Source organism: Bradyrhizobium sp. LA6.8, assembly GCF_040547935.1.
Classification (GTDB): Bacteria; Pseudomonadota; Alphaproteobacteria; order Rhizobiales; family Xanthobacteraceae; genus Bradyrhizobium; species Bradyrhizobium barranii.
Map to the genome: position 1 here is coordinate 274,838 of NZ_JBEPQQ010000007.1, position 24,507 is coordinate 299,344.

The 24,507-nt window shown below is 65.2% G+C and carries 20 protein-coding genes; 11 read left to right on the forward strand and 9 right to left on the reverse strand.

The genetic code is table 11. The features are described 5' to 3' along the window. Nucleotides 1–94: 94 nt before the first annotated feature. The 4 genes from murA to ABIA90_RS30545 all read left to right on the forward strand — a co-directional run bounded on the left by murA (nucleotide 95) and on the right by ABIA90_RS30545 (nucleotide 5,134). Nucleotides 95–1,390 carry a UDP-N-acetylglucosamine 1-carboxyvinyltransferase gene (gene murA, locus ABIA90_RS30530; protein ID WP_014491005.1) on the forward strand — a complete coding sequence of 432 codons (1,296 nt, stop codon included), beginning with the start codon at nucleotides 95–97 and terminating at the stop codon, nucleotides 1,388–1,390. 221 nt (nucleotides 1,391–1,611) lie between these two features. Continuing rightward, a complete protein-coding gene (locus tag ABIA90_RS30535; protein WP_354119110.1) occupies nucleotides 1,612–3,006 on the forward strand; it encodes an MATE family efflux transporter in 1,395 nt (464 codons plus the stop codon). Between the two features lie 22 nt (nucleotides 3,007–3,028). Then, the gene (locus tag ABIA90_RS30540) at nucleotides 3,029–3,679 is read left to right on the forward strand and encodes a 2-hydroxychromene-2-carboxylate isomerase (RefSeq protein ID WP_354119111.1); all 651 of its coding nucleotides are present in this window, start codon (nucleotides 3,029–3,031) and stop codon (nucleotides 3,677–3,679) included. A gap of 141 nt (nucleotides 3,680–3,820) precedes the next feature. Continuing rightward, nucleotides 3,821–5,134 (forward strand): SMI1/KNR4 family protein, encoded by a 1,314-nt coding sequence (locus tag ABIA90_RS30545; RefSeq protein ID WP_354119112.1) that lies wholly within the window; start codon nucleotides 3,821–3,823, stop codon nucleotides 5,132–5,134. 6 nt (nucleotides 5,135–5,140) lie between these two features. Here ABIA90_RS30545 and ABIA90_RS30550 read toward each other — a convergent pair whose 3' ends face one another. After that, the gene (locus ABIA90_RS30550; RefSeq protein WP_354119113.1) at nucleotides 5,141–6,256 is read right to left on the reverse strand and encodes an FUSC family protein; all 1,116 of its coding nucleotides are present in this window, start codon (nucleotides 6,254–6,256) and stop codon (nucleotides 5,141–5,143) included. A 124-nt stretch (nucleotides 6,257–6,380) separates the two neighbouring features. On the opposite strand from ABIA90_RS30550, the gene ABIA90_RS30555 reads away from it, so the two are divergent. Beyond that, nucleotides 6,381–7,748, forward strand: a complete 1,368-nt coding sequence (locus ABIA90_RS30555; protein WP_354119114.1) for an MmgE/PrpD family protein — start codon at nucleotides 6,381–6,383, stop codon at nucleotides 7,746–7,748. A gap of 200 nt (nucleotides 7,749–7,948) precedes the next feature. On the opposite strand, the gene ABIA90_RS30560 is transcribed toward ABIA90_RS30555, so the two are convergent. From ABIA90_RS30560 to ABIA90_RS30570, 3 genes are all read right to left on the reverse strand, one after another. Beyond that, a complete protein-coding gene (locus tag ABIA90_RS30560; protein WP_354119115.1) occupies nucleotides 7,949–9,376 on the reverse strand; it encodes a serine hydrolase domain-containing protein in 1,428 nt (475 codons plus the stop codon). A 145-nt stretch (nucleotides 9,377–9,521) separates the two neighbouring features. Next, on the reverse strand, nucleotides 9,522–10,586 hold the full coding sequence (locus tag ABIA90_RS30565) for a helix-turn-helix domain-containing protein (RefSeq protein WP_354119236.1): 1,065 nt from the start codon (nucleotides 10,584–10,586) through the stop codon (nucleotides 9,522–9,524). A gap of 62 nt (nucleotides 10,587–10,648) precedes the next feature. After that, on the reverse strand, nucleotides 10,649–11,221 hold the full coding sequence (locus tag ABIA90_RS30570) for a GNAT family N-acetyltransferase (protein WP_354119116.1): 573 nt from the start codon (nucleotides 11,219–11,221) through the stop codon (nucleotides 10,649–10,651). 64 nt (nucleotides 11,222–11,285) lie between these two features. On the opposite strand from ABIA90_RS30570, the gene ABIA90_RS30575 reads away from it, so the two are divergent. The 3 genes from ABIA90_RS30575 (at nucleotide 11,286) to ABIA90_RS30585 (ending at nucleotide 15,765) form a co-directional block, all read left to right on the forward strand. Further along, on the forward strand, nucleotides 11,286–12,203 hold the full coding sequence (locus tag ABIA90_RS30575; RefSeq protein ID WP_354119117.1) for a pirin family protein: 918 nt from the start codon (nucleotides 11,286–11,288) through the stop codon (nucleotides 12,201–12,203). 78 nt (nucleotides 12,204–12,281) lie between these two features. Then, complete coding sequence (locus ABIA90_RS30580) at nucleotides 12,282–13,196, forward strand: phosphoribosylaminoimidazolesuccinocarboxamide synthase (protein WP_354119237.1); 915 nt, start codon at nucleotides 12,282–12,284, stop codon at nucleotides 13,194–13,196. A 352-nt stretch (nucleotides 13,197–13,548) separates the two neighbouring features. Next, nucleotides 13,549–15,765 carry an SLC26A/SulP transporter family protein gene (locus ABIA90_RS30585; protein ID WP_354119118.1) on the forward strand — a complete coding sequence of 739 codons (2,217 nt, stop codon included), beginning with the start codon at nucleotides 13,549–13,551 and terminating at the stop codon, nucleotides 15,763–15,765. Nucleotides 15,766–15,810: 45 nt separating this feature from the next. Here ABIA90_RS30585 and ABIA90_RS30590 read toward each other — a convergent pair whose 3' ends face one another. After that, nucleotides 15,811–16,176: a nuclear transport factor 2 family protein gene (locus ABIA90_RS30590; RefSeq protein ID WP_354119119.1), complete on the reverse strand. Its 366-nt coding sequence runs from the start codon at nucleotides 16,174–16,176 to the stop codon at nucleotides 15,811–15,813. Further along, nucleotides 16,173–17,093, reverse strand: a complete 921-nt coding sequence (locus tag ABIA90_RS30595) for an NAD(P)H-binding protein (protein WP_354119120.1) — start codon at nucleotides 17,091–17,093, stop codon at nucleotides 16,173–16,175. The genes ABIA90_RS30590 and ABIA90_RS30595 overlap by 4 nt, the downstream gene beginning before the upstream one ends. Nucleotides 17,094–17,210: 117 nt before the next feature. On the opposite strand from ABIA90_RS30595, the gene ABIA90_RS30600 reads away from it, so the two are divergent. Then, nucleotides 17,211–18,023, forward strand: a complete 813-nt coding sequence (locus ABIA90_RS30600) for a helix-turn-helix transcriptional regulator (RefSeq protein WP_354119121.1) — start codon at nucleotides 17,211–17,213, stop codon at nucleotides 18,021–18,023. Nucleotides 18,024–18,034: 11 nt separating this feature from the next. Here the strand turns inward: ABIA90_RS30600 and ABIA90_RS30605 are convergent, their stop codons facing one another. Continuing rightward, nucleotides 18,035–19,528, reverse strand: coding sequence for an NAD-dependent succinate-semialdehyde dehydrogenase (locus ABIA90_RS30605; protein ID WP_354119122.1), 1,494 nt, complete (start codon nucleotides 19,526–19,528; stop codon nucleotides 18,035–18,037). A 112-nt stretch (nucleotides 19,529–19,640) separates the two neighbouring features. Beyond that, nucleotides 19,641–19,961 (reverse strand): hypothetical protein, encoded by a 321-nt coding sequence (locus tag ABIA90_RS30610; RefSeq protein WP_028150598.1) that lies wholly within the window; start codon nucleotides 19,959–19,961, stop codon nucleotides 19,641–19,643. A 347-nt stretch (nucleotides 19,962–20,308) separates the two neighbouring features. Between ABIA90_RS30610 and ABIA90_RS30615 the strand changes: the two genes are divergently transcribed. Both ABIA90_RS30615 and ABIA90_RS30620 read left to right on the forward strand, forming a co-directional pair. Beyond that, nucleotides 20,309–21,502: a serine hydrolase domain-containing protein gene (locus tag ABIA90_RS30615; RefSeq protein WP_354119123.1), complete on the forward strand. Its 1,194-nt coding sequence runs from the start codon at nucleotides 20,309–20,311 to the stop codon at nucleotides 21,500–21,502. A 118-nt stretch (nucleotides 21,503–21,620) separates the two neighbouring features. Further along, a complete protein-coding gene (locus ABIA90_RS30620) occupies nucleotides 21,621–23,315 on the forward strand; it encodes an AMP-binding protein (protein WP_354119238.1) in 1,695 nt (564 codons plus the stop codon). A 107-nt stretch (nucleotides 23,316–23,422) separates the two neighbouring features. On the opposite strand, the gene ABIA90_RS30625 is transcribed toward ABIA90_RS30620, so the two are convergent. Further along, nucleotides 23,423–24,424, reverse strand: coding sequence for an adenosine kinase (locus ABIA90_RS30625; RefSeq protein ID WP_354119124.1), 1,002 nt, complete (start codon nucleotides 24,422–24,424; stop codon nucleotides 23,423–23,425). Nucleotides 24,425–24,507 lie beyond the last annotated feature (83 nt).

Below are 24,507 nucleotides of genomic sequence, written 5' to 3' on the forward strand. Positions count from 1 at the left end.
GGCAACGGCCGGCGGCCGCCGCAATTGCTCCCGCGCTCAATTCTCTGTAGTTTCCGCCCGAAACAGCCCCACCCAACAGGACAGCGAGAACCCCGTGGCGCCCATCCAGTACATTGTCGAGGGCGGTCACCGGCTCTCGGGCTCGATCGAGCCGTCCGGCAACAAGAATTCCGCGCTGCCGATCATCGCCGCCGCCCTGCTCACCGAACATCCGGTGACGCTGGAGAACGTGCCGCGGATCCGCGACACCGAGACGCTGGTCGAGCTGATCCGCTCGGTCGGCGCGGCGGCGGAATGGACTGCCCGCAACACGCTGCACATCCACGCCAAGAGCATCCGCGCCGCCGACCTCGACCCCGAGCTCTGCGTCCGTATCCGCGCCTCGATCCTGCTCGCGGGCCCCCTGCTCGCCCGCTGCGGCGAAGTGATGCTGCCGCCGCCCGGCGGCGACGTCATCGGCCGCCGTCGGCTGGACACCCATGTGCTCGCGCTCGAACAACTGGGCGCCAAGGTCACCGCCACCGACCGGCTCGAATTCCGCGCGGCAAAGCTCGCCGGTGCCGACGTGTTTCTGGACGAGCCGAGCGTCACCGCAACCGAGAACGCGCTGGTCGCAGCGGTCGCCGCCGACGGCGTCACCCATTTGCGCAACGCGGCCTCCGAGCCGCATGTGCAGGACCTCGCCAATTTCCTGGTCGCGCTTGGCGCGCGAATCGAGGGCATCGGCACCAACACCATGATCGTGCATGGACCGGCGACGCTGGGCGCCACGACCTACCGGATCCAGCCCGACCATATCGAGGTCGGCTCGCTGATCGGGCTTGCGGCCGTCACGCGCTCCCCGCTTCGCATCGTGCGCGCCGGCGTCGAGCATCTGCGCTCGATCCGCATGGGATTCGAGCGGCTCGGCATCGTCTGCCGCATCGAGGGTGACGATCTCATCGTGCCCTCGAACCAGACGCTGAAGATCCAGGACGATTTCGGCGGTCACGTGCCGAAGCTGGAAGATCAGCCCTGGCCGGCCTTCCCGGCCGATCTGATGTCGATCGCGATCGTCACCGCCACGCAATGCGACGGCGTGATCCTGATGTTCGAGAAGATGTTCGAATCGCGGATGTTCTTCGTCGACAAGCTGATCGCCATGGGCGCGCGAATTGTTCTCTGTGATCCTCATCGCGCCATCATCGCCGGCCCCAGCCGCCTGCGTGGCGCATCGATGATCTCGCCCGACATCCGCGCCGGCATGGCGATGCTGCTGGCGGCGGTGTGCGCCGAGGGCACCTCCACGATCAACAACGCCGACCAGATCGAGCGCGGCTACGAGCGCATCGACGAACGCCTGAACGCGCTCGGCGCGAAGATCAGGCGCGTGCCGGAAAGGAAGGGCTGAGGCTTGTTTCTTCCTTCTCCCCTTGTGGGAGAAGGTGGCGCGAAACGCCGGATGAGGGGTTTTCTCCGCGAATCCACTCTGATTTGAATTCGCGGAGACATACCCCTCACCCGTCTCGCCACTGCGCGGCGAGCCACCCTCTCCCACAAGGGGAGAGGGTGAAGAAGCATCTCGCACTCGGGGCCATGTTTTCGACGTGCGGCTGTGCTATTGCAACCGCCATGCTCGACACCGTCCAGCCTCGTCCGCAGCCGCAAGCCGGCGTGCCGCAAAACCATCTCGCCGAAGAGTTCGTCGAGACGCTGCGGCTGGCCGTGCCGATGATGCTGACGCAGCTCGGGCAGATCGCGATGATCACGACCGATCTCGCGCTGATCGGGCGGCTCGGCGAGGATGCGGTCGCGGCCGCCGCGCTGGCGCATACGGTCTATTTCGTCAGCTTCACCTTCGGGCTCGGATTGATGGCCGCGGTGTCGCCGCTGGCCGCGCAGGCGTTCGGCGCCGGCGACGTCAAGCGCATCCGCCGCTCGCTACGCGCCGGCCTGTGGGTCGCACTCCTGATCTCGCTGCCGATGATGGCCTCGCCGCTCTATGGCGAGCGCATCCTGCTGGCGCTCGGACAGGCACCGCAATCGGCCGCGCTCGCGCAGCGCTATCTGAACGGGCTGGCCTGGGGCATCGCGCCGGCGCTCGGCTTCATCGCGTTGCGCAGCATGATGAGCGCGGTGAACCGGCCGCAACCGCCGCTGTGGATCACCGTTGCAGCGATCCCCGCCAACGCGGCGCTGGTCTATTGCCTGATCCACGGCCTGTTCGGCCTGCCGGAGCTCGGCCTGTTCGGCGCGGGGCTTGCGACCACGCTCGTCAATCTCGGCACCTTCCTCGCCGTGCTCGCCATCGCCGCATGGCGAAAGCCGTTCGCGGACTACCGCCCGCTCGCTCATCTGTGGCGGATCGACTGGCCCCTGATGCGACAGCTCATCGCGGTCGGCGCGCCGATCTCGTTTTCCCTGCTGCTGGAATATGGCCTGTTCTCGTCCGCCGCGCTGCTGATGGGATTGATCTCGACCACGGCCCTTGCCGCGCACCAGATCGCGCTCCAGGTCACGGCCGTGCTGTTCATGGTCCCACTTGGTATCGGCATGGCGGCGACGGTCCGCGTCGGCCACGCTTTCGGCCGCGACGACCCGGCCGCGGTGAGGCGCGCGGGCCTCGTCGCGGCGGTGCTTGGCGTAGCGTTGGTCTCGGCCCTGACCGTTGCCATCATCCTCGGCCGCTACGAGCTCGGACGGTTGTTCTTCGGGAGCAGCGAGGCCAGCGCGGCGACTGTCGAACTGACGGCGACCCTGCTGCTGGTTGGCGCGACCTTCTTCATCGCCGACGGCCTCCAGACCATCATGGCCGGCGCGCTGCGCGGCATCAACGATACAAGGATGACGCTGCTGTTCGCGGCGATCGGCTATTGGTGCGTCGCCTTTCCCATCGCCTGGGTGCTGGCCTTCAATGCCGGGCTCGGCGCGGTCGGCGTCTGGATCGGGTTCTCGACCGGCACGTTCGTCTATGCCGGCCTCCTGATCTTGCGCTTCCGCATGCTGGCGCGCAGACTGGCGGGATGATCGGGATCATGGAGCCGGTGCGATGACCCTGTCCGTGGACCTCTTCTACTCCTACCGCAGTCCTTTCAGCTATCTGGCGCTGCCGAAGACGCTCAAGCTCGTCGAAGAGTACGATCTCGCGGTGAACCTGCGGCCGGTCTATCCGCTCGCCGTCCGCGTGCCCGGCTTCTTCAAGAAGGCCAGCCCGAACTTCATTCGCTATGTGGTGCTCGACAGCACGCGCGTGGCGCAGCACGAGGGCATCCCATTCCGCTTTCCGAGGCCCGATCCGATCGTGCAGGACAAGACGACGTTCGATGTCGCGGCCGAGCAGCCCTACATCCACCGCCTGACCCGGCTGGGCGCGATGGCGCAGCTCGAAGGCCGTTCGCTCGCATTCACCGATGCGATCGCGCGCGTGCTGTGGGATGGCTCGGTGGCGGGATGGAACGAAGGCGATCACCTCGCGCGCGCCGCTGAGGCGGCCGGCTTCGATCTCGCCGCGATGGACGAAGCGATCAGCGCCGACCCCGATCGCTACGAGCGGGTGATCGCCGAGAACGAGAAGGACCATGCCGCCTCCGGTCATTGGGGCGTGCCGACCTTCGTGTTCGAGAACGAGCCGTTCTTCGGCCAGGACCGCATCGATCTGCTGGTCTGGCGCATGCAGGGCAAGGGCCTGGCGAAGCGCTAGAGTCGTTTTTTCTGACGCGTTTCTTAACGCGAACCGGTACCCACTTCGCTCGAAAACGCTTTGGCCGGCCATGAACCGGTTTCCCTGAAACTGCGACTGAGACGTGGCGCCCCGATCCCGGCGGCGCGTTCGGGGGGTCGCATGTATCTGGCAAAATTCTTCCACCGCGCACCCGGCGATGACGATCGCGAATTGATGCTGGTCCCGGGCAGCGATCCCATGGTGATCGGCGTTCACATGAACTGGAAGGGCGATCCCGACGCGAACGAATTTCTGCGCAAGGAATTTCCTGATATCGCCGGCGCCGCAGCGGCTTTCCGCCGCCATGTCGCCAAGCTGGTCGCGGCCGGCTATGTCGAGACGGATCATACCAACTACACGCTGCGCGACCTCGGGCCCAATCCGCGAGCCAAGCCGGACTGGCAGAAGGGGCTGGACGAGCTGATGATCCTGGCGCTCAGCGCGCCGATGGCAGAGCAGGCCGCGCAGCTCGACGCCCTCAAGGGCACGCCGGCCCAGCACGAGCCGCTGTATCTCTGGCACGCCGCTCGCCGCGGCAAGGTCGCCGGTGAAGATCTCGCACAGGCGGTGCGCTTTGCCGAACAGGCGCGCGATACGCTCGTTGCGCGGCGCGCTGCCGGGCAGCCGCATTATGCGTGGTCCATCTATGAGAACGACCTCGAGGGGCGCATCCTGGAATTGTTGAGCGACGTCTATCTTCAGGCCGACAATCCCGAGGCATCACTGAAGACGATCGAGCATCTTTGCAAGACCGCCCCGAACCACACGCGCATCCTCAAGCGCGCCGAGCTGCTCTGCGGCTATTTTCCCGAGCGGCGGGAAGAAGCCTTTGACGACGCCTTTCAATGGTCGCGGTTTGGCGGCTACGAGGACATCATGGCGTTTCCCGGCTATGAGGACTACGAGGCCCAGCGCAAGGCGGGAACATCAAGCAAAGGCTGGCGCTGGAAACCCGGTACGCCGGCGAGCGAAGTGGACGTGAGCAAAGCGGAGCAGGCGCTCGGCGTCCGCCTGCCCGATGACTATCGCAAGTTCCTGCTGACGCGCGGCGAGACCGAATTGCTGGTGCGGCTGCCTGAATCATCGTCCGAACTTCGCTTCTATGCGCCTGATGAACTCGCCACGCAGCTGCGCAACGTCCTCGACTTCATTGCTCATTCCGAGGACGAGCTCGAAGAGGCCTGCGCCTATTTCCGTCAGGAATACGGCGTCTCGCTGAAACATCTGGTGCCGGTTGCCGAGCCGTCGCAGCTCAGCCGCTGCCTGCTGCTCCATGTCGAGCCCGGCGAACGCTATGGCCAGTGCTTTCAGTGGGACCATGACGGCGCGTGGGAGCTGGAGCAGCAGCAGCCGGGTTTTGACGTCGCGCTGAAGACGCTGACCGATGGCATCGAGCGGCGCGACGCAACCCAACTCGCGTTCTTCGATCTGTAACGCGACTCACTCCGCCACGCGCGCGGACTTGTCGGTCGAGGCCTCCGACCATTCGCCGACGACGCGATCGAGGTCGCAGAGATTCTGGTGCATCTGCTCCAGCGAGAAGCCGATGGCGAAGAAGCGCTCGGCGGTGTCGCCGGGCTGGCCGCGGATCAGGCCGTCATGACGGACGGCGGCAACGGCCTCGGCGTAATGCTGGAGCGCGACGTGGACGGAATGGATCGCCGGCGCGCCGGCGCCCTCGCGCAAGGCAGCAGCGGCGGAGCGAAGGAATCGCGCGATCACGGTCGAGACTTCCGTCAGCGGGCCTGCAAGCCGCATCTGCACCTCGGCCGGCAGCGGCACCACCGTGGCACGGCCGATCATCACGACGTCATGGCGCAGCCGCAGCACGGTGCGCAGCAGCGGGCCGGTGTCGGGCCCGCTCGACAGTCGCACGGAGCGCTCACGCTCGGCTTCGGCGCCGATCGCGTTCATGCCCACCATTGCCGTGCCGATGCCGTCCTGGATCCGGTGCAACGCGTCGTTGTCGCGGCCGCGCGTGAGCCCCGCGAGCAGTTCGGTGAAGGCATCCGCGATCAGTTCGAGCAGCGTGGCCGCGCTGGCGCGGATCTGCCGCACGGCGCGGGACGGCAGCACCAGGAATGAGACCAGCAGGCCAGTGATGGCGCCGACCCCGACCTCGCTGACGCGGTCGATCGCCGACGCCAGGGGATCGGAATGATGCATGGTCGGAACCAGCAGCACGATGATCGCCGTCACCGTGGCGGCGTTGAGGCTTGGGTTGATCGCAGCCACGAAGGCGAGCGGCGCGACCGCCAGCACCAGCAGCCCCAACAGGCCCACCTCGGTGGAATAAGGGATCAGGATCGCGATGGCGCCGCCATAGATGGCGCCGCCGATCGTGCCGAGCACGTAGTCGCGCGTCGCCTTCAGCGAGCGGCCGACGCTCATCTGGGTCACGATCAGCGAAGTCAGGACCGCCCAGAGCGGCAGCAACAGATGCAGCGCGGTGGCGATCGCATAGGCCGCCACCGCGGCCACCGTGACCCGGATCGCCAGCCCCAGCTGCGTCCGCCGTGATCGGATCCGCTCGAACATTTGTCTTGCGAGTGCCATCGTCGAATGTCCCGATCCGATCCTCTTGGAGCCTGCCAAAAGCATGGCTGATGCCCGCGGCCCCAAGGCCGCTTGAAAGGCCAAATCAGCCCGCCTAACTTGCGCGCCAAAACGAGGAAACACGATGGCTCACGAAACCGCAACGCTCGCCGCCTATGTCGTTAATCTGACATACCAGGATATTCCGGCGGAGGTGCTGGATCGCGCCAAGGTGCTGACGCTGGACTTCCTCGGCAGTGCCATCCGGGCCCGCAGCGAGGCGGAATCCACCCCCTCGATCCTGAAGATGCTGGAAGCGCTCGCGCTCGACACCAAGGGCGAGTCCACCGTGTTCGGCGACAGCAAGACCTGGACGCCGGCGGTCGCCGCCCTCCTCAACGGCGCGCTCGGCCATTCCCTCGACTTCGACGACACCCACGCGGATTCCTCGCTGCATCCGAGCGCGCCGGTGGTTCCGGCCGCCTTCGCCGTCGGCGAGATGGTCGGCGCCTCGGGCCGAGACGTGCTGACCGCGATCGTCGCGGGCTATGAGGTCTGCTGCCGGCTCGGCAACGCGCTCGACCCGACCTCGCATTACGCGCGCGGCTTCCATCCGACCGCGACCGCCGGCACCTATGGCGCGGCGGCCGCCGCCGGCAAACTGTTCGGCCTGTCTGAGCAGCAGATCATCGCCGCGTTCGGCGTCTCCGGCAGCCAGGCCGCGGGCTCGCTGCAATTCCTGGTCAACGGCGCCTGGAACAAGCGCTACCAGGTCGGCGCCGCCGCGATGAATGGCGTGATCGCCGCGACGCTGGCGCGCAACGAGTTCGTCGGCGCGACGGAATCGGTCGAGGGCAAGCACGGCCTGCTCGCCGGCTACACCGACGATGCGCATCCCGACAAGGCGGTGGCCGAGCTCGGCAAGACCTATGAGACCATGAAGATCGGCGTCAAACCGTATCCGAGCTGCCGCTACACCCACGCGGCGATCGACGCGCTGATCGCGATGCGGCGCGAGCACAATCTGACGCCCGATCAGGTCAAGCGCGTCGAGATCGGTTTGCATCGGAACGGCATCACCTTGACCGGCGATGCCGCGACCAAGCGGCATCCGACCTCGATCGTCGGCGGCCAGTTCTCGATGTTCTTCACCGGCGCGCTCGCGCTCGACCAGGGCTCCTTCGGCTGGGACGATTACAACCGCCTGGGCGACGCCGCCATCGACGCGCTCGCCGACAAGTTCGACGTGGTGCAGGACGACCGGCTCGAGGTCGGCCGCACTCATCCGTTCGGCGCGCGCGTCAGCATCACGACGGACGATGGCGTGCATGAGCGGCTCTATGCCGACCCCTCGGGCGAGCCGACCTCGTTCCCCGATGCGCAGGCGATGCAGCAGAAGTTTCTGACGCTGGCGCGCCCAGTGTTGAACGCGCGCGCGGAGAAATTTGCCGACGCGATCATGACGCTGGAGCGGTTCGACCGCGTGGCGAAGGCCACGGAGCTGGGGAGGTAGGAGATTCCCTCCGCGCAGACGGTGCACCCTCGCCCCTTGTGGGAGAGGGTGGATGCGCGAAGCGCAGCCGGGTGAGGGGTTCTCTCCGCGCGCGACTCTCTAGCGGTCTAATTCGCGGATAGAGGCCCCTCATCCGGCGCTTCGCGCCACCTTCTCCCACAAGGGGAGAAGGAAGAAGAGACCGCGCTCCGCTGCTGTCATCAATCCACCCCCGCCATTTTCCCCTTCTCGCGCGTGGCTGCCACCACATCCCGCACCAGATCGAACACGCCATCGGCTTCCGGTGGCCAGTTCGGCGAGCGGCCCAGCCGCACGATCACAAGCTGTTCCGAGGGAATGATGATCGTGTACTGCCCGATCGTGCCCTTGGCGAAGAAGGCATCGCGCGGCCAGCCGTGCTCCACGCGGAAATTCGCGCCAAAGCTGTCGCCCTGGTTGGTCCAGAAGCCGGCGCCGATGCCGACCCAGGCATTCGGCGTGGCTGACGCCGTGTAATTCACCCAGCCCTCGGGGAGGATGCGCTTGCCGCCGGCGACGCCGTCATTGAGATGGAGCTGACCGAAGCGCGCCCAGTCGCGCGCGGAGGCCAGCATCTCGCTCGATCCCTCGATCGTGCCGGCGCCGTCGAGCTGGAGCGTGACCTGGCGCATGCCGAGCGGTGCGAACAATTCACGGCGCGCGAAGCGCAGCGCGTCGGCGGGGTTGCCGCCGGCGGCGTTGCGGATCAGGTGCGCGAGCATGATGGTGTTGCCGTCGTGATAATTCCACACCGTGCCCGGCGCGGTCGCAAGCGGCATGCTCGCGGCATAGGCGGCCATGTCGTCCTCGATGAATTTCATGCGATTGACCGGCTCGAAGGCGGAGCCGAGCGAAGCCTGCAGCGAGCTGCCGAGCGCGAGGCCCGCAGTGTGCCGCAGCAGCTGGTCGACGGTAATGGCGTGGCGGGCATCGTCCGGGTTTTTCCAGGCGGCGACCGGCGCGGGCCCGTTGAGCTTGAGCTTGCCCTGGCGCACGAGAATGCCTGTTAGCGCCGAGATCACCGACTTCGTCATGGAGAAGCCGAGCAACGGCGTCTCCGGTCCGACGCCATCCGCATAGCGCTCGGCGATGACGCGACCTGACTTCATGACCACGATGGCGCGGGTGCGGCGGGTGGGCGGTTGCGCGGGTTCGGTGAAGGCGCGATCGAGTGCGGCCGATAGCCCCTCGCTTTGCGGCGGCACGATCGAAGGTCCCGCGATCTCGGGGAGCAATGCGGGCTGCTTGTCCTCCGCCGGCGGCGCGACATCGGCGATATCAGCGCCGTGCTCGAGCGTGCAGCCCAGCCCCTCGCGATAGACGGCATGGCTACGGCCGAGGCCGAACAGCGTCACGGTGACGTCCTTGCGCACCCGGTCGATCCGGTAGTCCATCGCCCAGGTGATCAGGCCCGAGCCCGGCATCGCGTCGGTGGTCTCGGTGAAGGTGCGCTGCGGATCGAGGCCGGAGACAAATGTCTCAGCGCAGAGGATGTCGGCGAGGAAGCCGGTGGCGACCTGCGGCGCGTTGCGCGCGCGAGCCGCGCCGAATGCGAGGCCGATACAGGCGACGGTGGTGGTGAGGAGGATGATCTTGCGGCGGCGGGTCACGGGCTTTCTCCGGCTTCGGGGAACGTGCCGGGCAGGAAGCCGGAGCGGGCGGAGGAGTGCTCGCCGGATTTGGAAAATGGACTGGCTGAAACTGAACCGGGCTGGTCGATTCTGGAATTTCGGCGTGATTGGAAAGGGTTAGAACTTACGCCGCACTCACCTTCAGCCGCCGATATTCCGTCGGCGTCACGCCCGTCACCGCCTTGAAGGCGCGGTTGAAGGGACCGAGCGACTGGAAGCCGGCGTCCATCGCGATGGTGATGACGGGGACCTCGGCCTGGGCGGGATCGGCGAGCGCGGCCTTGGCTTCCTCGATCCGGTGGTTGTTCAGGAACACATTGAAATTGCGGTAGCCGAGCCGCTGGTTGATGAGCCGGCGCAGCCTGTATTCGGGAATTTTCAGCCGGCCCGCCAGCACGCCGATGGTGATGTTCTCCTGGCGATAGATCCGCTCATCCGCCATCAGGCGCATCAGGGCGTCGATCAGCTTCTGGTCGGCGGCTTCATCGGTGGCTGTGGGATGGCTCAGAATGACCGCTGGCGTGACGCCCGCGTTCGCCGGAAACAGGTCCGCACCATCGACGCGCATCATCGCGTAGGCGATGGCCGCAACGACGCAGGCCAGCACGCCGGCATTGATGGTGTTGGCGACATCGCCGACGTCACTGCCGGCAACGGCAATCTGGAGCAGCGCGTTCAGTCCGCCATAGAGCGCGGCGGCGCAGACGATGAAGACGCGGGCACGCCGCCGGCGCTCGACCAGATCCGCCGGCCACGACGCGATCGTCTGCCCTACCGCGAGCGCGATGAAGCCGAGCACGATCAGGTTCACCACGGTGACGGAGAACCGCACATGGCCGCCCGGCGCGATCCAGACGCACCCGGCGAAGCTGAAGGCCGTCACCAGTCCCCAGACCAGCCCATGCCACCAGCGCAGGCGAAAATCGTCGTCGAACAGCGCGCGCGTGAACAGCCAGAACACCACGATATTGCCGGTCGACAGTGCGATCAGCGGCGCATGCCAGGCCGGCACTAGCGACGTCACGCCGACCGAATAGCTCACCGCGTGCGCGGCCGAGCCGAGCGCGAAGGCGGCGCCGAGGCGAGCCGCCAGCACGTTGCGGAAGTCCGCGAACAACGATGCCGCCAACACCAACAGCAGCGCCACGGCGCCGGCGCGAAAGGCAAGTTCGAGATTGGCAAGCAGCATCCGGTCGACCCGATCGCGCACGCACGCGCGTGACGCGAACCTAGTTCAGATCAAAGACCGATTCAATTTCGCCGGGTCCACGCGGCGCGCGACGTGATCCAGGCGTCGGCCGGCTTGCCGAACAGATCGATTTCGCGCTCCTTCCGGGCGCCCAGGCTGCGCGCCACGCCCTGCGACGGCGTATTCGTGCTCTCGATACAGTGCATGATCTCGTCGATCTCAAAGCTGTCAAACACCCAGTCGATCGATGCGCTGGCCGCTTCCACCGCATAACCTTTGCCGCGGAAATCCCTGGCGATGCCCCAACCGACCTCGAAGCCGGGCCAGCCCGGCGGGCACCACGGACCAACCCGCCCGATGTAGCTGCCGCTCGATTTCTCCTCGACCGCAAACATGCCGAAGCCGTGGAGCGCCCAGTGTCCGGAGATCACGGCCGCGTTACGCCAGCCGGCAATCTCGGTCGTGACCGGCTTGCCGTCGGCGGCGATGAAGCGGGCGGTGCCGGGATCGGACAGCATCGCGGCGTTCGGTGCAATATCGCCCGCGCGCCATGGCCGCAGGATCAAATGTTCCGTCTCGATTCGGGGGCCTTTGACCTCGAGCAGCCTGGCGCCTGGCTTGAGCGGTGGGATCATCGGTCTTCTCCCGTTCCCGACATTGTTCTGTTACGATCATACCAGCAAGAAACAGGAGACCAAGATGAGCTGGCAACCCTCGAACGATCCCGCGCTCGGCGATCCCATGTCCTGCGACGCACTCGATCTCGTCATCGTGCCACGCACCCGCGACCTCGGCGACGGGTTCGTGGTGCGGCGCGCGCTCCCGCATGGCAGGCGGCAAATGGTCGGGCCCTTCATCTTCTTCGATCATTTCGGCCCGGTGCAGTTCGTCTCCGGCAAGGGCATGGACGTGCGGCCGCATCCGCATATCGGGCTTGCCACCGTCACCTATCTGTTCGACGGCTCGATCATGCATCGCGACAGCGAGGGCAATGTCCAGGAGATCGCGCCCGGCGCGATGAATCTGATGACCGCCGGCCGCGGCATCGCCCATTCCGAGCGCACCCCGGACGCGCAGCGCGCCTCGGGCCAGCAGATGCTGGGCCTGCAAAGCTGGATCGCGCTGCCGGCCGGATCCGAGGAGATCGCGCCGTCGTTCCAGCATTACGGAGCGGGCGATCTGCCGATGATTTCCGAGCGCGATTTTACCGCGCGGGTGATCGCGGGCTCCGCCTTCGGCATCACCTCGCCGGTTACCATGGTGTCGCCCTGGTTCTACACCGAGGTCGCGGCGGTCGCGGGCGCCAGCGTGCCGCTCGACCCCGACCACGAGGAGCGCGCCATCTACGTCGTCGACGGCGAGGTCGAGATCGCGAACGAGCGGTACGAGGGGCCGCGGCTCCTGATCTTCCGGCCCGGCGACCACATCACCGTGAAGGCGTTGAAAGCGACGCGCATGATGTTTCTCGGTGGCGATGCATTGGAAGGCCCGCGCCACATCTGGTGGAATTTCGTCTCCTCCAGCAAGGAGCGGATCGAGCAGGCCAAGGAGGACTGGAAAACCGGCCGCTTCGCCGCGGTTCCGCAGGAACATGAGTTCATTCCGCTGCCGGAATAGGCTATCCCGATTTAGGCCGTACCATCCAGTGCGGCCTGAATCTCCTGTCCGATGGACTTGTCTGCGAAGGCCCTGCCGATGACCGCCATGCTCTCCAGCGACCTGCCCCTGCCCAAGATCGGACGCGGCAAGGTGCGCGATATCTACGCCGTCGACGACGACCGCCTGCTGCTCGTCACCACCGACCGCATCAGCGCCTTCGACGTCGTGATGGGCGAGACCATCCCGATGAAGGGCGCGGTGCTGACCCAGATCAGCGCATTCTGGTTCAACGAGCTCGAAGGCGTGGTGCCGCATCACATGATCAGCGCCGACGCCGACGAGATCATTGCCGCCGTGCCGGCCTTGAAGCCGCATCGCGCCGAGATCCTCGGCCGCGCCATGCTGTCGCGCCGCACCACCGTCTTCCCGATCGAATGCGTGATCCGCGGCTACCTCTCGGGCTCCGCCTGGAAGGAATATGCCGCCAGCGGCACGCTGGCCGGCGAGAAGCTGAAGGCGGGCCTCGTCGAGAGCGAGAAGCTGGAGCCTTCGATCTTCAGCCCGGCGACCAAGGCCGAGACCGGCCATGACGAGAACATCACCATCGCGAAGATGCGCGAAGTCGTCGGCGACGAGGTCGCCTACACGCTCGAGAGCATGACGCGCGCGGTCTATACGCTCGGCGAGGAGCTCGCCCGCGAGCAGGGCATCATCATCGCCGACACCAAGTTCGAGTTCGGCCGCGACAAGGACGGCCGCATCATCCTGATCGACGAAGTCATGACGCCGGATAGCTCGCGCTTCTGGGCGGTCGATGCCTACAAGCCCGGCCAAGCGCAGGCGAGCTTCGACAAGCAGCCCTTGCGCGATTATCTCGACGTCGAGCGCCACGCCGGCCGCTGGAACGGCGACGCGCCGCCGCCCCCGCTGCCCGCCAGCGTCGTGGACGCAACCAGCAAGCGCTATCTCGAAGCTTACAGGCGCGTGACGGGGAAAGAGCTGAAGATCTAAGCCCGGCTGTTTCGTCTCGCTCCGTCATTGCGAGCGAAGCGAAGCAATCCAGAGCTGCTGCTCCTCACCCTGAGGAGCGCGCCCTTTGCGCGCGTCTCGAAGGGCGAGGCCACCAGCGGGGCCTTCATCCTTCGAGACGCGCGTTCCGCGCTCCTCAGGATGAGGAACACACAGACTGGATTGCTTCGCTGCGCTCGCAATGACGTGGATGGCCCGCCGCGTGTGATTGGCCGTTCACACGCCAAACCGCCGCAAAACTGTCGGATGTTTCACAGTTACAAGAATCCAGTTGCGCTAAGCCCGTACTCGTCTACGTCTCGGGACGGGACTTTTCAGGGGCGAGCGCAACGGCGTGACCGATCCAGCAATTATTCTCAGCCCGGCTTCGCGATTCAATCCGGCCCTCAAGCGTGCGTTGAATGATATATTCGGCGGAACGGCGGCCAGCGTCCTGACCGTCACCTTCGGGCTGTCCTATTCGCTGCTGATCTTCGCCGGGCCGCTCTCGCCTTACCTGTCCTACGGAATCACGGCGACTTTCGTCAGTTCCGCGGTGCTTGCGGTCGTCATCGGGCTCGGCAGCTCCCTGCCCTTCGCAATTGGTGCTCCCGACAGCTCGACCGCGGCGGTGACGGGAATCCTGGCAGCCTCGGTAGTCGAGCGCCTCGAGACGGCGAACCTGTCGGCACCGCTGCTCTCGCCGGTTCTCATCACGCTCGGCCTGTCGACGGTGCTGACCGGATTGGTGCTGTGCGGATTGGGCCTGACGCGGCTGGGCCGCGCCATCCGCTACGTGCCCTATCCCGTCGTCGGTGGCTTCCTTGGCGCCACCGGACTTCTCATCGCCCTGGGCGCGGTGCGGGTGATCACCAACCACCCGCTCCAGCTCACGACGCTGACGCACTTCACCAACGGCACCACATTGCTGGAATTGGGCGCCGCCTGCGCGATGGCGCTGGTGCTGTATCTGACCTGGCATCGCTCGCGCAGCCCGTTCGGACTGCCGATCATCCTGATCGGCGGCGTGCTCACGGCGCATCTGGTGTTCTGGATCACCGGCGTTTCATTCGATCACGCTCGCGCCCTGGGCTGGACGTTTCAGCCGCCGCCGCAGGCGGTCTTCATGCTGCCCTGGCACACCGACGATCTCACTCGTTATCCCTGGTTTGCCGTGCCGGACCTGCTCGGCAACGTGGTTGCCGTCATCTTCGTCACGGCCTCCAGCACGCTGTTCAACACCACCGGCATCGAGGTCGCCGTGCACCGCGAGGCCAATCTCGAGCGCGAGCTGAACGTCACCGGTGCCGCCAATATCCTGACCGGCATGCTGGGTGGCTATGCCGGTTGCAGCTCGATCAGCCGCACGATCCTCAATTTCTCCAGCGGCGGCCGCGGGCGCTTGTCCGGCCTCACGGTCGCGGCGCTGTCCCTGCTGATGCTTGCCGTCGCGCCCGATCTGCTCGGCATCATCCCGAAATTCGTCATCGGCGGCCTTCTGCTCTATCTCGGCGCCGACCAGCTCCACAAATGGATCATCGAGTCGCGCAAGCGCCTTTCGAAGCTCGAATATCTCTCGCTGATCGCCATCATCGCGATCATCGTCGCCTGGGGCTTCGTGCCGGGCATCCTGATCGGCGTGATCATCGGCTGCGCGACGTTTGCGTTCAGCGCCGCACGGGTGGAGTCGATCAAGTACAGTTTCGACGGCTCGGAATATCGTTCCTCGCTCGACCGCTCGCGCGACGACCAGGACGTGCTGCTGGCTCATGGCGGCAACATCCAGGGCCTGAACTTGCAGAGCTATCTGTTCTTCGGCTCCGCCAACCGGCTCTACCAGCACGTCAAGCAGCTGCTCCAGGAGCGCCCGGAGTGCCGTTATCTGCTGTTCGACTTCAAGCTCGTCACCGGCGTCGACTCCTCGGCCGCCTACAGCTTCGCCCAGATCAAGCGCAGCGCGCATGATCTCGGCGTCGAGCTGATCATGGTGCACCTGTCCGCGGCGGCCGAGAAGGTGCTGCGCTCCAGCGACTTCGTCGGCGAGGGCGTCACCATCATTCCCGAGCTCGATCATGCGCTGGAATGGTGCGAGAACGAGATCATCTCGCAGCATCAGGGGCGGGAGCAGGAAGAAGCCAGCCTGCGCGACTGGTTCACGGGGATACTCGACAGCGAGGCCGACGCCGACGCGCTGATCCACCGCTGCCAGCGCCTCGAGGTCGAGGCCGGCGACATCATCGTGCAGGCCGGCGACCCCGCCGATTCCATGCATTTCATCCTCGACGGCCGCGTCGGCATCATGGTCCCCGCCGACGACGACCGCACCACGCGCGTGCGCAGCCTGGGGCGCTACACCACGATCGGCGAGATGGGACTGGTGTCGAACACGCCGCGCAGCGCGACGATCCAGGCCGAGGTCGCCAGCGTGCTCTACGTGCTCAACACGCTCCAGTTCGACGCCATCAGGGATGAGGACCCCGCGCTCAGCCACAAGCTGCTGACCTATTTCGTGTCGATCATGGCCGAGCGGCTGACGTTCGCGAACCGGACGATTGCGGTGCTGCGGCGGTGACGGGCGCGCGGCCCGGATGGAGCGGAGCGCAGTCCGGGCTACACGCTATTGGTCCCGCGGATTTACAAATCCATGAAGCTGCCGAATGCGATCACCGTCCAACACCGCCATGTCGACGCCTGTGGCGGCAGGTGTTGCGGCTCCGGGCGCAGCCAGCGTCCAGCCGAACAGGACCTGATCGTGATGCGCGTTCACGTGACCGGCAAGCGTGAAGCGGAGATCCGGAAGTCTCGCCTGCAAGGCTTGCACCAGGCGCTCGATCGCATCCTTTCCAGCCACCGAGTCATTAGGATCGATATAGACGCACGCGTCGCTGAAGACTCTCTCGATCAGCAACCGGCGCTTCCCGGCATCTCTCTCGTTCCAGACCCCGATGTAGTTCTGGACGAGATTGGTCACCTGTTCACTCATTTTGCTTCCTTCCCTGTCGCATCCATGTCTGCTACTTGCGAAAGTGTGTCGCGAACCATCGGGTCCAGACTGCTCGCGGTGACGCCCAGCAGTTTCTCTGTATCGCCGGCATCGAGCAAAAGCGGCTTTTCGAACAAATAGGCCATCTCGATCCCTTCGCTGAAGCCGATGCCTTCCAGCTCAGCCGGGGCGAGTCGCGACAGGCCAGGAGCGTCGATCTTCAGCACGGCTGCGAATCTCCGTACCAGTTCGCGCACCGACGCCGACTGCGACGGCACGTGAAAGGCGCGGCCCCATTCTCCAGTGAAGCGCGACGCCGCAACCAGCGTCTTCGCGGTGTCCTTGGTGAAGGACCAGGCATGCGCCACGTCGGGATCGCCGGGGAAAGATACCGGCTCGTTCTTGAGCAACGATGGCAGTGCCAGTAGCGAGAAATACGCGACCGCACCTTGGCCCAGATAGTCGCTTGCGCGGACTTCGATAGCAGGAACGCTCGATCGCAGTGCGCGCTGCCACATGATGTGCCGGGTGATGCCCTTTCGGCTGGACGGGTCCGGTTCCAGGTCCGGAGTAAGAGGGCTCACGGCGGCCACGCCGTAGCCATAGACATTCCCGGCCACGAGCAGCCTGGCACCAACCTGCTCGGCCGCTTTGACCGTTCCGTCCATGATCGGAAAGAAGTCGGTCGGCCATCGATGATAGGCCGCCATGGCGCACATGAAGATCGCATCTGCGCCCTTGCTGAGCGCGGCGAGCTGAGCGGCATCGGTGGCATCCGACGAAACCGTACGCACATCGCCGGCATTGAGCGATCCGGCATTCCTGCTGGTCAGGATGACACTGTGCCCTTCTTCCGCCAGAAGGCGCGCGGTTTCGCGCCCGACCGGGCCGGCTCCCACAATCACGTAGTGACTCACTTGGCATCCTCATTTGTCGGGAAACGACAGATGAGTTCTTTGACGCCGGCGCCGTTGAAAATCGCGCACGATCCGCCAAATATCGAACACGTTCCGCCAAGATCTGGAGCCTGACCCATGCGTGCGAGATCGAGTTCGGCGTCAACATCGGCCGGCGCCACCGCTGCGGCCAGGCGAACCGAGCCTGACGCCGTTGCGCTGGAGCCGATCGGCGATCACCGCATCATCATCCACCTCAGCCGGGCGACGCGCTCATTCTGTCTCGAGACCGGGGAGCAGTTTCTACGTCAGGCCGGCGATATCGATGTGATTCCGTCCGGCGCCATCGGCGGCTTCGTGGCTGAGACGCCCTACCAGTCGCTTCAGATCCGGCTCGCACCAGGCATGCTGGACCATGCAGCATCAAGGAGTCGACAATTGGCAGCCGCCCGGCTCACGCATCATCATATGCTGCGGAATGACCGCATCGTTCTGCTTGGACAGGCTCTCGAAAGCGACGTGAAAGCGGGCTCGCCGAGCGGCCCGTTGTTTGCCGAAAACGTGGGAATGGCCCTGGCGGTCGAATTGATCAACCTGGCGAATGATCCGCCGGGAGAGGCCATCCGCCTCTCGAACGCGCAGCTCCAGAGAGTCCTCGCCTATATCGATGCAAATCTCGACCAGCCGCTCACAATCGACATTCTCAGCCGCGAGGCCGGCGTCAGCAGCTCGCATCTACGGACCTGGTTCAAGGCGGCCATGGATGTCACGATTCATCGCTACATCCTGAGAAGGAGAGTGGAGCACGCGCGCCAGCTCCTCCTTCAAGGCGATCGCAAGCTAAGCGATGTTGCCCTCGAAGCGGGCTTTGCCCATCAGTCCCATCTGGCCAAATGGATGCGACGCGAGCTCGGACGCAGTCCCAGCGAACTACGTCGAAGCAAGGACTGATCGGCGAGGCCCTACACCCCCGCCATCATCACGTATTTGATCTCGACATATTCTTCCATGCCGTGACGCGAGCCTTCGCGGCCAAGGCCGCTTTCCTTGACGCCGCCGAAGGGCGCGACTTCGGTCGTGATCAGGCCGGTGTTGACGCCGACCATGCCGGATTCCAGCGCTTCGGCGACGCGCCAGACGCGGCCGAGATCGCGGGAGTAGAAGTAGGAGGCCAGGCCAAACGGCGAGGCGTTGCACATCGCGATCACATTGGCTTCGTCCTTGAAGCGGATCACCGGCGCGAGCGGGCCAAACGTTTCTTCCTGCGCCACCAGCGAGTCCGGCTTGACGTCGGCAAGCACCGTCGGCTCGAAGAAGGAGCGGCCGAGCTCGCTGCGCTTGCCGCCGGTGACGACCTTGGCGCCGCGCTTGACGGCGTCCGCGATGTGGCGCTCGACCTTGTCGACCGCTTTCAAATTGATCAGCGGGCCCTGCGTGACGCCGCTCTCGGTGCCATCGCCGATCTTCATCGCCGCGACCTTCTTCGAGAGCTTCTGAACGAACTCGTCGTAGATCTTGTCCTGGGCGTAGATGCGGTTGGCGCAGACGCAGGTCTGACCCATGTTGCGGTATTTCGAGACGATCGCGCCTTCGACCGCGGCATCGATATCGGCATCGTCGAATACCACGAACGGCGCATTGCCGCCGAGCTCAAGGCCGAGCCGCTTCACGCCGACGGCGGCCTGCTGGTAGAGGATCTTGCCGACCGCGGTCGAGCCGGTGAAGCCGACGAAGCGCACCGCCGGATGCTCGCACAGCACCTTGCCGATCGGCGGCGCGTCACCGGTGATGATGTTGAGCACGCCCTTGGGCACGCCGGCCTTCTCGGCGAGCACGGCCAGCGCCAGCGCCGAGAGCGGCGTCTCGTTGGCGGGCTTCAGCACCACGGTGCAGCCGGCCGCCAGCGCCGGCGAAACCTTGCGGGTAATCATCGAGTTCGGGAAATTCCACGGCGTGATGGCGCCGCAGACGCCGATCGGCTGCTTGATCGCGAGCAGCCGCGCATCGGGCCGCTGGGTCGGGATGGTCTCGCCATAGACGCGACGGGCTTCCTCGGCGAAGAACTCGATATAGGCGGCACCGATATCGACCTCGCCGAGCGCCTCGGAGAGCGGCTTGCCCTGCTCGGAGGTGAGGATCAGCGCGAGATCCTCGCGGTTGGCGATGATCAGCTCGAACCATTTGCGCAGGATGTTGGAGCGCTGCTTGGCGGTGTGCTTGGCCCAGGCCGGAAAGGCGCGCTCGGCGGCCTCGACCGCCTTGGTCGTATCGTCCGCACCAAGCTGCGGAACCTTCGCGAGCTCGATGCCGGTCGCGGGATTGTTGACCGCGAAGACCGGCGAGCCGACCCAGGCGCCGTCGATGTAGCAGGCCTCCTTCAGCAACGACGGATCCTTCAACCGGTCGCGCAGATTGGACGTGGCTTGCGGGGCGCGTGCGGCGGCAGTCGGGGTCATGGCGTTACTCCTCGGGGCGCGATCGGATCGGCCCCGAATATAGGGACAGACGGCGCGCAATGCACCGTCCCGCAACGCACATCTGCTGGGAGTTAAAGTGGCAACGGCGCGGTTATGCCGCGCCACTCATATAGGTCTCGCGCCGGCCGATCATGCGCTCGGCGGCCGCCTTGGCGTCGGCCTTCGAGGACGTCGCGCACGTCCGGTATTCGAGATCGGGAACGTCGGAGGTGTCGCGGCGGCCGAACCAGGATTTCGAGCCCACCGGCAGCAGCGCCAGCGCCTGCGCCAGATTGTCGACGGCGCCGAACGAATAGAGCGCGCCGGTGCCGGCGATCCGGACCTCGTAAATGCCGGGCGAAATCGGCGCCTCGAGATTGTCGCCCCGTCCGGGACGGGGATAGCGCTTCCATTCGCTCCAGGTCGAAATCATCTGAGGTCCCCCTCGCGGTCATGAACGACCGCCAATATTTGCTTCAAGTCTTAACGTTGGCCGTCGATTGGCCGCGTGCGGAAACGCCGCAACGCACAAAATGTTTCAAGTGCTTCAAACACGTGAAACATATCGCCAGAGCCCATCCACGGTCACGGTGAGTTGCGGCCATCCACCGCAGATTGTGACGGAGTGTTGCAGTTCAGCCCTCTCTCGTCCTGCGCACGCCACGCACCGTCAAGTCACGACATCGCGACCGGCGCGGGCATCTGGACGCGCTTGCCGCGCGGACCGTGCAGGAGGACAATCATTCACTTCCAACAATAATCAAACCGGAGGAAATGCGTATGCAAAGCAAAGCCCAGATCGACGAGATCCTGCGCCAGAAGAGCGACGCCAAGGAGATTCCCGGCGTCGTCGCGATCGCCGCCAGCGGCAACGACGTGATCTATCAAGGCGCGTTCGGCAAGCGCGACCTGTCCAAGCCCGATGCGATGACGGACGACAGCGTGTTCTGGATCGCCTCGATGACGAAGGCGGTGACTTCAGCAGGCGCGATGCAGCTCGTCGAGCAGGGCAAGCTGTCGCTGGATGCGCCGATCGGTTCGGTGCTGCCCGACCTCGCCAAGCCGCAAGTGCTCGAAGGTTTTGATGCCAAGGGCGAGCCGAAGCTGCGACCGGCGAAGGGCGCGATCACGCTGCGCCAGCTCATGACCCACACCGCCGGCTTTTGCTACGACATGTGGAATGCCGATTTCGGCACCTACATGGAGAAAACCGGAACGCCCGGGATTATCACCTGCCAGAACGCCGCACTGAAGACGCCGATCATGACCGATCCCGGCACGCGCTGGGAATACGGCACCAATATCGATTTCGTCGGCAAGGCCGTCGAAGCGGTCAGCGGCAAGCGGCTTGACGCATATCTGCGCGACAATCTGTTCGCCCCGCTCGGCATGAGCAACACCGGCTTCAAGATCACCGACGACATGCGCAAGCGGCTGGTCGGCATGCATGCGCGCGGCGAGGACGGTCAGCTTGGCGCGATTCCGTTCGAGCTCGAGCAGAACCCCGAATTCCACATGGGTGGCGGCGGCCTCTATTCGACCGCGGCGGACTACATCAAGTTCACCCAGATGATCTTGAACAAGGGCCGCGGCAACGGAAACCAGGTGCTGAAGGCCGAGACGATCGCCATGATGGGGCAGAACCAGATGGGCGATCTCAACATGACCAAGCTGGCGACGGCGGCGCCGATCTACACCAACGACGTCGATCTCTACCCGGAGCAGGCGAAGAAATGGGGCCTCAGCTTCATGATCAACACCGCCAGGACGGCGGAAGGCCGCAGCGCAGGCAGCCTCGCCTGGGCGGGCCTCGCCAACACCTATTACTGGATCGATCCAGCGCGCGACGTCACCGGCGTGATCCTGATGCAGCTGTTGCCGTTTGCGGACGGAAAGTGCCTGGAGACGTTCGCGGGCTTCGAGCGTGGTGTCTATGCCGGGCTCGATGCGGGCAGCGGGAAGAAGGCGGCCTAACCCCTTAGTATGAGGCGCGCGGCGTCGCGCGCCTTCGCTGCAATGGATAACCTCGTGCCAAGGCCATCGGCTTCAGGCACGAGGCAAGAGCTTTGAGGAGACGAGCTTGGCGGACAATTTGGCTGATAAAGCCGACAGCTATGTTTGCGGCATCTCGGACACGCCGCTGCTCGGCGAAACCATCGGTCGCAGCCTCGACCGCGCCGTGCGGCGCTGGGGCCATCGCGAGGCGCTGGTCTCGCCTAGCCACGGCGTGCGATGGACCTGGACCGAATTCGCCGAACGGGTCGACGCGCTCGCCGCCGGCTTTCTCGCGCTCGGCCTCGAGCGGGGGCAGCGGATCGGCATCTGGTCGCTGAACCGGCCGGAATGGACGCTGACCCAGTTCGCCGCCGCCAAGGCCGGCCTGATCCTGGTGACGATCAATCCCGCCTACCGCTTGAGCGAGCTGGAGTTCGCGCTGCGCAAGGTCGGCTGCAAGGCGATCGTCACGGCGACCGTGTTCAAGACCAGTCATTACATTGAGATGCTCAACACGCTGCTGCCGGAACTCTCCAGCGCCAAGCCCGGACAACTAAACGCAGCGCGACTGCCGGACTTGCGGATGGTGATCCAGATCGGTGGCCCCGCGGCATCAGGCACGATCCCGTTCGAAGAGGTCGCGCGCATGGGCGGAGCGCAGCATCGCGAGCAGCTCATTGCACTCGGCGCTGCCTTGCAATTCGACGATCCCGTCAACATCCAGTTCACCAGCGGCACCACGGGATCGCCCAAGGGCGTGACGCTGACGCACCACAATATCCTCAACAACGGCTATTTCACCGGCCGTGCGATGCACCTGACCGAGCAGGATCGCATCTGCATTCCGGTGCCGCTCTATCACTGCTTCGGCATGGTGATGGGCAACCTCGCCTCCGTCACGCTCGGCACGACGATGGTTTATCCCGGCGAGGGTTTCGATCCGCTCGCGACGCTGCGCGCGGTCGAGCAGGAAAAGTGCACGGCGCTGTACGGCGTGCCGACGATGTTCATCGCGGAGCTCGATCACCCCGAATTCCCGAAGTTTGACCTGACATCGCTGCGCACCGGCATCATGGCGGGCGCACCCTGCCCGATCGAGGTGATGAAGCGCGTCAACACCGAGATGAACATGCGCGAGGTCACCATCGCCTACGGCATGACCGAGACCAGTCCGGTCAGCTTCCAGAGCGCGACGAACGACCCGCTCGAACGGCGCGTCTCGACCGTCGGGCGGATTCATCCGCATGTCGAGGTCAAGGTCATCGATCTCGAGGGCAGGATCGTCAAGCGCGGCGAACGCGGCGAGCTCTGCACCCGCGGCTACAGCATCATGCTGGGCTATTGGGAGGAGAAGGAAAAGACGGCGGACGTGCTTGATGCCAATGGCTGGATGCACACTGGCGATCTCGCCACCATCGACGACGAGGGCTATTGCAACATCGTCGGCCGCATCAAGGATCTGGTGATCCGCGGCGGCGAGAACCTCTATCCACGCGAGATCGAGGAATTCCTGTATCGCCACCCCAAGATTCAGGACGTGCAGATTTTTGGCGTGGCCGACACCCGCTATGGCGAGGAGCTCTGCGCCTGGATCCGCGTCAGGCCGGGCGAGACGCTGACGGCCGAGGAGGTTCGCGCGTTCTGCGACGGCCAGATCGCGCACAACAAGATCCCGCGCTATGTGGAGTTCGTCGACGAGTTTCCGATGACCGTGACCGGCAAGATCCAGAAATTCGTGATGCGCGATGCTGTGGAGCAGCGGCTGGGATTGAAGGCGGCGAAGACGGCTTAGGGTACGGCGTCGTTGCGAGCGCAGCGAAGCAATCCAGTCTGCCTCTGCGGAGATAGTCTGGATTGCTTCGTCGCTACGCTCCTCGCAATGACGGGGAGAAAGCGGAGTTAAACCGTCAACCCGCGCTGCTGCGCCAGCTCCTTCAGCGACACCTGCGGACGCGCGCCGATGTGCTGGATCACTTCGGCGGCCGCGAGCGCGCCGAGCTCGCCGCACTGCTTGTGCGCAAGGTTGCGCGCGAGACCGTACAGGAAGCCGGCGGCGAAGAGATCACCGGCGCCGGTGGTGTCCACCAGCTTCGCGATCGGTGAGGCCGGCGCTGCGACGGCCTCAGTCGGCGTCACCACCACGCAGCCCTTCTCGCTGCGGGTGACCACGCCGAGCTTGACGTCGTTGCGCAGCTGCTTCAGCGCGGTGTCGAAATCCGAGGTCGTGTAGAGCGAATGCAGCTCGGATTCGTTGGCGAACACGATGTCGACGGTGCCGTTGCGCATCAGCCCGAGGAATTCGTCACGATAGCGATCGACGCAGAACGAATCCGACAGCGTCAGCGCCACCTTGCGCTTGGCATCATGCGCGATCTGCGCCGCCTTGACGAAGGCGTCCTTGGCGTTCTTGGGGTCCCAGAGATAGCCCTCGAGATAAACGATACCGGCGGCAGCGATCTCGGCCGGATCGATGTCGGCGGGCGACAAATCCTGCGCGGCACCGAGATAGGTGTTCATGGTGCGCTCGCCGTCATCGGTGACCAGGATGTAGGAACAGCCGGTCGCAGGGCCATCCTTCGCAGCGGGCGTGTTGAAGGCGACGCCGGCAGCGCGGATGTCGTGGACATAGAGCTTGCCGATCTGGTCGTCCTTGACCTTGCCGACATAGGCCGCGCGTGCGCCGAGGCTGCCGATGCCGACGATGGTGTTCGCGGCAGAGCCGCCCGAGACTTCCGTCGCCGGGCCCATGTCCTTGTAGATGGCGGCGGCCCGCGCCTCGTCGATCAGGGACATGCTGCCCTTGGTCATGCCGTGCTTGCCCAAAAAGGCCTCGTCAGTCCTGACCAGCACGTCGAACAGCGCGTTGCCGATGCCAAGAACGTCATATTTCACGTCAGCCATTCACCTTGATCCTGTTTGGCGGATTGCGATACCCGCGGAAATCCGCTTCCTGTCGGTCTGAAATCTGGCCCGCGGCCTATCAC